This window comes from Anaeroglomus insulsum, assembly GCF_050689095.1.
In the GTDB taxonomy this organism is placed as follows: Bacteria; Planctomycetota; Phycisphaerae; order Sedimentisphaerales; family Anaerohalosphaeraceae; genus Anaeroglomus; species Anaeroglomus insulsum.
In genome coordinates, this window is sequence record NZ_JBOGCL010000018.1 from 26,220 (window position 1) to 34,313 (window position 8,094).

The 8,094-nt window shown below is 47.2% G+C and carries 6 protein-coding genes; 4 read left to right on the forward strand and 2 right to left on the reverse strand.

Features of this window, described 5'->3' with window-relative positions:
- Positions 1–141: 141 nt before the first annotated feature.
- Positions 142–837 (reverse strand): hypothetical protein, encoded by a 696-nt coding sequence (locus ACQ9LF_RS12925; protein ID WP_462489832.1) that lies wholly within the window; start codon positions 835–837, stop codon positions 142–144.
- Positions 834–2,033: a hypothetical protein gene (locus ACQ9LF_RS12930; protein WP_462489833.1), complete on the reverse strand. Its 1,200-nt coding sequence runs from the start codon at positions 2,031–2,033 to the stop codon at positions 834–836. The genes ACQ9LF_RS12925 and ACQ9LF_RS12930 overlap by 4 nt, the downstream gene beginning before the upstream one ends.
- Positions 2,034–2,512: 479 nt before the next feature.
- Here ACQ9LF_RS12930 and hsdR point away from each other — a divergent pair, with 479 nt between their 5' ends.
- From hsdR to ACQ9LF_RS12950, 4 genes are all read left to right on the forward strand, one after another.
- Positions 2,513–4,858, forward strand: coding sequence for an EcoAI/FtnUII family type I restriction enzme subunit R (hsdR, locus tag ACQ9LF_RS12935; RefSeq protein ID WP_462489834.1), 2,346 nt, complete (start codon positions 2,513–2,515; stop codon positions 4,856–4,858).
- Between the two features lie 12 nt (positions 4,859–4,870).
- A complete protein-coding gene (locus ACQ9LF_RS12940; protein WP_462489835.1) occupies positions 4,871–6,421 on the forward strand; it encodes a class I SAM-dependent DNA methyltransferase in 1,551 nt (516 codons plus the stop codon).
- On the forward strand, positions 6,418–7,620 hold the full coding sequence (locus ACQ9LF_RS12945; RefSeq protein ID WP_462489836.1) for a restriction endonuclease subunit S: 1,203 nt from the start codon (positions 6,418–6,420) through the stop codon (positions 7,618–7,620). Before ACQ9LF_RS12940 ends, ACQ9LF_RS12945 begins: the two co-directional genes overlap by 4 nt.
- Positions 7,621–7,643: 23 nt before the next feature.
- Positions 7,644–8,094: toll/interleukin-1 receptor domain-containing protein (locus ACQ9LF_RS12950; protein WP_462489837.1), on the forward strand; the 451-nt coding region annotated here is incomplete at its 3' end.

Sequence of the window (8,094 nt, forward strand, 5' to 3'; positions counted from 1 at the left end):
AATAATCCACCATTAATTTTTTTGTTTCCGGTACTTTTCAGAAACCGGATAAGTGGCTATTTAGGGGCGCATAAAAAAACCCTGTTTTCTCATGCGAAAACAGGGTTTTTGAAAAAAAGCGGATTTTTGAAAAAATCCGGTTTAATCCGCTTTTTCGGATTCTACCGGATATTTTGAATGCCGATTGGATATTTGAGACAACAATGCCGGATCGTCTTTGACAGAAGGCGCTGACGTTTTACGCCCGGCACGGCGGGTGTTTTTGTTGGTGTTGTGGTATTTCCGTCCATTGCGGACGTATTTATGCCAGGTATCAAAAGATGGTAATTCATAATCGGGATCGCCATGTTCTTCCAACCACTCATAAGCCTCTTTATCTGTGCATTTGCCTAAACTTTGTTCGGCAATACAATAGGACTGGTATGCTTTCTCATCGGCAGGGCTTAATTTCTGCTCTGGAACATCTGCAACCGCAACCGACTCGACTTTGTGGACGACTGGCTCAGGTTTCTTTTTGTCCGGGATAATCTCCCATCGACGCAGGTGGTCCAGTGAAACCTGTTTTAGCCCGGCGCCGCTTTCTTCCCGGCACAGAAACATTCCGACATCCTGACCGGTCTGTGTGTTGCGCTGTACCGTTAATGAAATCCCGCCACATTCCTTGCCATGACACTCTCTACAGGTGTACTCTTTAGCGGGCATCGTGGGAACCACCACACGCATTTGCATTAACTGCTCCAATTGCCCCGGCGGCCACTGCTGTACCTCATCGTAACTGACATAGGGTTCTATCCGGCGTCGCAGGCATAGTATCAGTTCATCCAGGGCCTCTTTCATGCCGCTTCCTCGCTTGGAGTTATGGCCAATCGCACCAGACCCCATATCTCCAGGTACTTACGTGCGATATTGTCTAATTTCTCGTTTTCTAATGTTGAAGAATTAGGCGTTGTAATCGTAAAGGTTATCTTTTTAGCGGGTTGCCCCTCCCTGGCGGCAAATTTAATAGTGATTTTAGCGGACAAGACATCCAGCTTTTTCACAATAGTATCGCCGCAAGCGGCAATGGCCTGATTTATTCTGGTTTGTACCAATTCGGCGCCTCCATTATGCGGGTCGGCCTCATAAGTGATTTTGTCATTGTTGGTATTGTTCAATTTGACTTTTAACATCCGCAATGAAACACTTTCGATTCCGTCAACCGGCTCGGTGGTAAATCGGAACGCCGGGTCCAGTAAACGTGACAAGTCATAAACCCGCAGGCTTCCTTCCGGTATGCCTGGGAGATCCAAAATCGTTTTACAAAATGCTTCCTGCATGACTTCGATTTTGCGCATCTTGCTGGCATGGATTTTTAAATTCCTCGCTTGGGGATCATAAATAAAGACGATTTCCATCACAGGACGACGGATTTGCGGGACGAGCCTGCCTTTATCATAATTCAAGTCCCGTCTGGGATAATCTTCCGGATAGGCAAAAAAGTAATATTGATTTGGATTTTGCCGGGAATAAACGTCGATATGGCAATACCGTCCTCGTCGCTGCCGTTTATAAAACTTCTGAATCAGTTCCTTAAGGTCTTCGACAGACTCCTCGTCTGTCGAGCAGGCATGTCTGCCAACCAGACAGTCTTCCTTGAATGTCATCTTCTCAACGCGTTCCATTCGAGCCAGCCAATTGTATGCATCCGGGTGATGCAAACTGACCCACAAAAACTTGTCAATATAACTCTCGTTTTCCATGAGGGCATCTATAATGGCTTCCGAGTCGGTTCCACGCAGCGTCTGGATAATATCAATTAATCCAATCACCCCTTCTTCGTCGGCAACACTGGAGATGGCCATAAAATCCTGCTCAATAATCTCAATTTGGCTGTCGTGAAGCTGGGCGATTGTTGCTGATAAAGCTTCAACCAGGGCGTCGCCTTCCAGCGACCAGTCAAAATGGGTCAGGAGCTTCCGCTCATCGAAATACTGTTTTAATAAGGTGGGACTGGCACTACGATAAAAAGTGGGTAATGAAAATACTTGCGACATCAGCTACCTCCATAAATCAGAGTTTTCCCGGCTCCGCCGGGTGTCGTACTGTGGCCCTGGGAAAAACGTTTTCTCGGGCATCGGTTTAGTTCTAAAACCCGAATGACTTTCAAAATTTGCAAAATACGCGCCAGAAATAAGAGATTTTATCACATTGCTTTAGGAATTTTCTTAAGCCTCTTAAATTCAAGTGTTTAGAAGTAAAAAAATCAGGATACGGGTTTGAAGGTCGATAGAAATCCCGTTTTTGTCTGCCAGAATAACCGAAAAATTCTGTTTACTTTTGGCAAAAACAGGGATTTTGGCCATTTTTGGCAGGTCCTGTTCCGGCATTTTAATCATAACTTCTTATTCCGACAATTCTTAGTCCACTTTAGTGTTGCAAAAGGCCTGTCGAATGGGTAATATATCCGCCACGGGGAATCGGTTATTTCCCGTTTTTTCAGCAAATATTAAGGTTTCAAAGGAGGCTTTCGGTTATGCCTGGATTAACTGAAGCTGATACATGTAGAAAATATATTCTACCCAAGCTCTATGCTTCTGGCTGGAATGATGACCAGATTAACGAGCAGCGTACTTTTACAGATGGTCGTATTCTCGTTACGGGCTCAAAATATACCCGTCGCCCTCAAAAACGTTCTGACTATCTTCTCCGATTCCGTCCCAATCTTATGATTGCTGTGGTAGAAGCCAAAGCTTCTTATAAAAAAGCAGCCGAAGGTCTCCAGCAGGCCAAAGAATACGCCCAGATGCTGGACCTCAAATTTGCCTATTCTTCAAATGGTCACAGTATTGTCGAGCATGATTTTTTAACCGGGCGTGAAACCGAATTGACCGAATTTCCCTCTCCTGAGCAACTTTGGGCCAGACTCCAAACGCATCTTGCGTTACCGCAGGGTGATCAGCAGCAGCGTTTCCTAACCCCAAGTCTGCCTGTGCCGGGTAAACCCTTAAGGTATTATCAGGAAATTGCCATCAACCGCGTAATTCAAGCCATCTTAAAAGGCCAGAGGCGTATCCTGCTGACCATGGCTACCGGAACTGGTAAAACCGATGTCGCGTTTCATATCTGCTGGAAACTCTGGAACACCCGCTGGAACCGGACAGGCCAATATCGTCGTCCGCGTATCTTATTTCTGTCGGATCGTTCAATCTTAGTCGATGATCCCAAGGATAAACAGTTTACGCCGTTTGGTGATGCCCGCTGGAAAATCCAGGGCGAAGCGATTAAAAGCCGTGAAATGTATTTTGCTACCTATCAGGCGATAGCACGCGATGAACGTCGTCCAGGTCTTTTCCGTGATTATGGTCCGGACTTTTTTGACTTAGTGGTGGTGGATGAGTGTCATCGCGGCAGTGCCAAAGAGGAAAGCAACTGGAGAGAAATACTTGAATATTTTCAGCCTGCCTTTCAACTGGGTATGACCGCAACGCCGCTTCGGGATGAAAACCGTGATACCTATCAGTATTTTGGCAATCCGGTTTATACCTATTCATTGCGGCAGGGGATTGACGATGGTTTTCTTGCGCCGTATCGCGTTCACCGTATTGTCACGGATGTTGACGCAACCGGCTGGCGGCCTACCAAAGACGAACTTGACCGCTATGGCCGTCCTATCCCGGATGAGGAATATCAAACGCCTGAATTTGAAAAAATTGTGGCATTACGTGCAAGGACGGAGGCGATTGCCAAAAATTTGGTAGATTTTCTCAAAAAGACTAATCCCTTTGACAAAACAATCGTCTTTTGTGTCGATCAGGAACATGCCGACCAGATGCGTCAGGCAATCAATAATTATTCAACCGACATTACCCGTCAACATCCGGATTATGTGGTTCGTATCGTGGCCGATGAAGGCGATGTGGGCAAAGGGTATTTAAGCCGTTTTCAGGAACTGGAAACAACGACTCCGGCAGTTGTCACTACATCTAAACTTCTGACAACCGGTGTCGATGTTCAGACCTGCAGGAATATCGCCATCGTGCGTATTGTAAATTCGATGACAGAGTTTAAGCAGATTATTGGCCGGGGTACACGAGTTCGGTCGGATTATGGTAAGCTCTGGTTTTCCATTTTAGATTATACGGGCAGCGCAACACGCCTCTTTGCAGATCCGGATTTCGATGGAGACCCCATTGATCCGCCGACGGAGACTCCGGTTGATAAACCTATCCCGGAACCCGAACCGGAACCCCAACCAGAGCCTCCTTTTCCGCCCGGTCCATTACCGCCCGATCCTCCGGAACCCGCCATTCGTAAATATTATGTCGATGGCGGTTCGGTAGAAATTGCCGCCCATGTTGTTTATGAGCTGGATGCCGATGGCAAAAGACTCAGTGTTGTTAAGTTTACCGACTATGCCAGCAAAGCAATCCGCAGCATGTGGACCTCGGCTGCCCAGCTTGCCTCGCTCTGGAGCAACTCCGAACAAAGAGCGATTATCCTGGAAAAGCTGACCAATAAGGGAATCACCTTTGAACAACTGGCCGAGAATGTACAGCAGCAGGATGCAGACCCCTTTGACCTGTTGTGCTTTATCGCTTTTAATGCTCCGTTGCGTTCCCGCCGGGAGCGGGCTGAACGGCTTCGCAAAGGCAAGGTGGACTTCTGGGAGTATTTTAAACCCGAAGCCCGGCTAATTCTGGATGAGATTCTCGAAAAATATATTGAGTATGGAACGGCACAATTTCAAATCCCCGATATCTTGAAAGTACCTCCGATTTCAAAGCATGGCAATGTGATGGAAATCGCTGAAAAATTCGGCGGCCCCGATCAATTGCGTTCTGCACTGGATAATTTACAGACTCTTTTATATAGCGACTAATCAGGATTTTAAATGGCAAAAAAGAAATCAACCGTCTCTGCACAAACCACCGCCCAGTCTCTCGGCAGTCTGATTAAAACCTGCCGGGACATTATGCGAAAAGATAAAGGCTTGACAACCGACCTGGACCGCCTGCCGATGCTAACATGGATTATGTTCCTTAAATTCCTCGATGACATGGAACAAATCCGCGAAACCGAAGCTAAACTTGAAAAAAAGCGGTTTGTGCCCGCTATCGAACCCCCATACCGCTGGCGGGATTGGGCAACCCAGTCGGATGGAATTACCGGTGACGCCCTGATTGCCTTTATCAATAATGATGAGGCAACCCTGCCCAATGGTAAAAAAGGCCCCGGCCTGTTTGCGTACCTTCGTTCCTTGCAGGGCAAAAATGGCGGTGATCGTCGGGACGTAATCCGCTCGGTTTTTACCGGCACGGTCAACCGGATGATTAATGGCTATCTTCTCAGGGATATCATAAATAAAGTCAGTGGTATTCATTTTACTTCAACCGAAGAAATCTATACCCTCGGCCATCTGTACGAATCCATGCTTAAACAAATGCGTGACGCTGCCGGGGAAAATGGTGAGTTTTATACGCCTCGTCCTGTGGTACAGTTTATTGTAGCAGCGGTCAATCCCCGCCTGGGGGAGACGATTCTGGACCCGGCTTGCGGCACCGGTGGCTTTCTGGCCTCTGCCTTTGAATATCTCAAAAAGCAGTGCAAGACGACCAAAGACCTCAAACGCCTCCAGCATGAGACGTTTTTCGGGATTGAAGCCAAACCGCTGCCGTATCTGCTCTGCCAGATGAACCTGCTTCTGCATGGGCTGGAATATCCTTCTATTGACCCGCTTAACGCCTTGCGCTTTCCCCTCCGTGAAATCGGTGAAAAAGACCGTGTCGATGTTATTATCACCAATCCCCCGTTCGGCGGCGAGGAAGAAAAAGGTATCCAGAGCAACTTTCCCGAAGACAAAAAGACGGCAGAGACCGCGTTGTTGTTTCTGCAATTGATTATGCGAAAACTGCGCCGACAGGTCAGGGCAGGTTTCCCTCCGGCCCGTGCCGCTGTGGTTGTCCCTAACGGCACGCTCTTTGGCGATGGCGTCTGCGCCCGCATCAAAGAAGAATTGCTTATGGATTTTAATCTGCATACAATCATCCGTCTGCCCAATGGCGTCTTTGCTCCTTATACGGGCATTGCGACGAATATTCTGTTTTTTGACCGTTCCGGTCCGACTCAGGATATCTGGTATTATGAACAGCCGCTGCCCGAAGGCCGCAAAAATTATACTAAAACCCAGCCCATCCAGTTTGAGGAATTTGCCGGTTGTCTTGCATGGTGGAATAATCGCACCGAAAATGAGCTTGCCTGGCGTGTTTCGGCCGCAGACATCCTTGCTGCCAATTGCAATCTCGACCGTAAAAATCCTCGTGCCAAAGAAGATATAACCCATCTGCCCCCCCAGGATCTTATCAAGAGCATCACAGGAAAAGAGCACCAAATAACAGCTATTCTTAGCGACATTCAAAAACTCATCGCGGGGGTTACTAAATGAGTCTTAAGTGGCCTACAGTACACCTCGGAGAGATACTCACCGAACGTCGAGAACGACCATCACCGGAACAACTATGTTCCGGAGAGGTAAAAATCGTTGATAAGATAAGTTTTGATACCGGTCGTATTCATTATCGTTCCGATGGTGAAACCAGAACGGGCATGATACTCGCACGGCCTGGTGATTTATTGGTTTCCGGTATTAACGCTGCCAAGGGGGCTATCGCAGTATATCCAAAAGATAGCGAAGGGCCTGTCGCTGCTACGATCCATTACGGCGCATATATACCACATGATGACAAGGTCGATATTCGTTTTCTTTGGTGGTTGCTCCGCAGTCGTTTTTTTCAAGAGTTGTTACTCGAATATGTACCGGGTGGCATAAAAACTGAACTTAAAGCAAAACGACTCTTGCCTGTGCCGATTCCTCTGCCCCCATTATCTGAGCAGCGGCGGATTGTCGCCCGTATTGAACAATTGTCCGAAAAAATCCAATCTGCCCAAGTTCTGCGAAAACAAGCCGTCGAAGAAACAGAAGCGATACTTGCTTCCGCCCGACGTTTTTATTTCGGAGGGAAACCGAACCCCGATTGGGTGCCATTGAGTCAGTTTTTAGATAAAATCGAGAATGGTAAGAGTCCGCAATGTGAGTCACGACCAGCCAGTCGGGAAGAGTGGGGTGTCCTAAAAGTAGGCGCTGTTTCTTTCGGAACGTTCGACGAGAGTGAGAATAAGGTTGTGCCCGTGGGGTTGCCATTCGATAAACGATTTGAAGTTCGCACGGGTGACTTCCTAATGAATCGTGCCAATACAACCGCCCTTGTTGGAGCTTGTGCGATTGTTGGGGACACGCGACCAATGTTGCTATTGAGTGATAAAATTTTCCGTTTTCACTTTCGTTGTGACATAGATATCTCTCGACCATGGCTTTCTCATGCCATGAAGTCGCCGTGTCTGAGGGAACAAATCGAGCGAGGAGCAAGTGGGACCTCGCCAACAATGAAGAATATATCGAAGAAAAAGGTGTTGGCTTTATTGCTACCGCCACACTCAATACCTGAACAGCGTCGGATTGTGGCCGAACTAGATGCCTTACAGGCCCAAGTTGACATGTTGAAAAAGCTTCAGGCTCAGACGGCGGAGGAACTTGACGCCCTCATGCCTTCAATTCTGGACAAGGCCTTTAAAGGACAATTATAAAAAACAATCAGAAGGAATTTATTATGCCGGATGTTTTTATCAGCTATTCAACGAAGGATCAGAAATTTGCAGACTATCTGCATGCCCTTCTCACAAAAGAGGGATTAGATGTTTATCAGGCGGGTCTGTCTTTACAGCCAGGCCAGCAATGGACAGAGAAGATAATCGAGAATCTGAAACAATCCCAATTTGTCTTATTCTTGGCAAGTCAGGCGGCCTGCCAATCTTCATTTGTCCAGCAGGAGGTCGGGCATGCGATAGTTGAAAAGAAATTAATACCGGTTGTTTGGGATATTCGGCCGGAACAGTTGCCCGGATGGGCAAAGAATTTTCAAGCGATCAATCTTGCAAGTGCGACTATCGAGAGAATACAAGAGCAATTTATTGCATTTGCACGAAAAATTAAAGTTGATAAAAAGAAGGGATTGATAGTGGCAGGATGTTTGGTTGCAGCCGCTATGGCATTGTTGGTTT